1 protein-coding gene is annotated in these 1805 nt (G+C 58.5%); it reads left to right on the forward strand.

Going from position 1 to position 1805, the window contains the following annotated elements:
* On the forward strand, positions 1-1805 hold a 1805-nt coding region (gene carB / locus B3M32_RS03640; RefSeq protein ID WP_290743642.1), incomplete at both ends, for a carbamoyl-phosphate synthase large subunit.

Consider the following 1805-nt stretch of genomic DNA (forward strand, 5'->3'; position numbering starts at 1 on the left):
GCCGACCGCACCTACATCGAGCCGCTGAGCGTCGACATTCTGCACGAAATCATCCGTCGCGAACGCCCCGATGCACTGCTCCCCACACTCGGTGGCCAGACAGCCTTGAACCTCGCGATGGAACTCAACGAGCGCGGCATTCTCGACCGCTACCAGGTGGAACTCATCGGTGCCAAGGCCGAATCCATCCAGCGCGCCGAAGACCGTCACCTGTTCAAGGAAGCCATGCTCAAGATCGGGCTTGACCTCCCCCGCTCCGGTTCCGCACACTCCATGAGCGAAGCGACCGCTATCGCCCACACCATCGGAAGCTGGCCGCTCATCATCCGTCCGGGCTTCACCCTCGGTGGTACCGGCGGCGGTATCGCCCACAACGAAGAAGAATTCGAGACCATCGTGAACCGCGGCTTGGACGCCTCGCTCAACAACGAAGTGCTTATCGAAGAATCGCTGCTTGGCTGGAAAGAATTCGAAATGGAAGTCATGCGCGACAAGAAGGGCAACGCCGTTATCGTGTGTTCCATCGAAAACCTGGACCCCATGGGCGTGCACACCGGCGACTCCATCACGGTCGCCCCGATCCAGAGCCTTGATGACCGCGCTTACCAGGCCATGCGTGACGACTCGCTGAAGGTCATGGAAGCCATCGGCGTGGAAACCGGTGGTTCTAACGTGCAGTGGGCTATCGAACCGAAGACCGGCCGCCGCATCATCATCGAAATGAACCCGCGCGTGAGCCGTTCTTCTGCTCTCGCCTCCAAGGCGACGGGCTTCCCCATCGCAAAGATTGCAGCGCTGCTCGCCGTGGGCTACACGCTCGACGAACTCCGCAACGACATTACGCAGACGACCCCGAGCTGCTTTGAACCGGCGCTTGACTACGTTGTCGTGAAGGTTCCGCGTTTCACCTTCGAAAAATTCCCGAAGGCAGATTCCACGCTCGGCACCCAGATGAAATCCGTGGGCGAAGCGATGGCCATCGGCACCAACTTCAAGCAGGCCATGCAGAAGGCGCTCCGCTCTCTCGAAACGGGATTCGGCGGATTCGGTGCCTGCGCCAAGTGCGAAAAGTTCAAGGAATACGACGACGAAACGCTCGCCAAGGAAGTTGCTCGCCCGAGCGCAGAACGCATCTTCGTGCTGCACGAAGCTTTGCGCCGCAAGTGGGGCGTCGAGAAGTTGTACGAAATCACAAAAATTGACCGCTACTTCCTCCGCCACCTCGAAGAACTTGCCCTCTACGAAGACGAAATCCTTGCTGCAGGCTCTCTCGAAAACCTCGCTAAGGACTTGCCTCTCTTCCGCCAGGCCAAGGAACTCGGCTACAGCGATATCCAGATTGGTTACCTGTTCCACAAAACTCCCGAAGAAGTCATGGCGGTGCGCAAGCAGATTGGCCTCGTTCCGAGTTACTACTCCGTCGATACCTGCGCCGGCGAATTCGAAGCCATCACGCCGTATTACTACAGCTGCTATGCGGAAAATTCCGAACCCGTCCGCGAAATCCCGGGTCACGGCCACAAGAAGAGAATCATGGTGCTGGGTGGCGGCCCAAACAGAATCGGTCAGGGTATCGAATTCGACTACTGCTGTTGCCACGCCGCCTTTACGCTCCGCCGCGAAGGCTACGAAGTCATCATGGTGAACTCCAACCCCGAAACGGTTTCCACCGACTATGATACTTCGGACAAGCTCTACTTTGAGCCGCTCACGCTCGAAGACGTGATGGGCATTTACGAACGCGAAAAGTGCGCGGGCGTCATCGTGCAATTCGGCGGCCAGACTCCGCTGAACCTCGCCATGCG

Origin of the sequence: Fibrobacter sp. UBA4309, assembly GCF_002395745.1 — a bacterium.
Lineage (GTDB): Bacteria > Fibrobacterota > Fibrobacteria > Fibrobacterales > Fibrobacteraceae > Fibrobacter.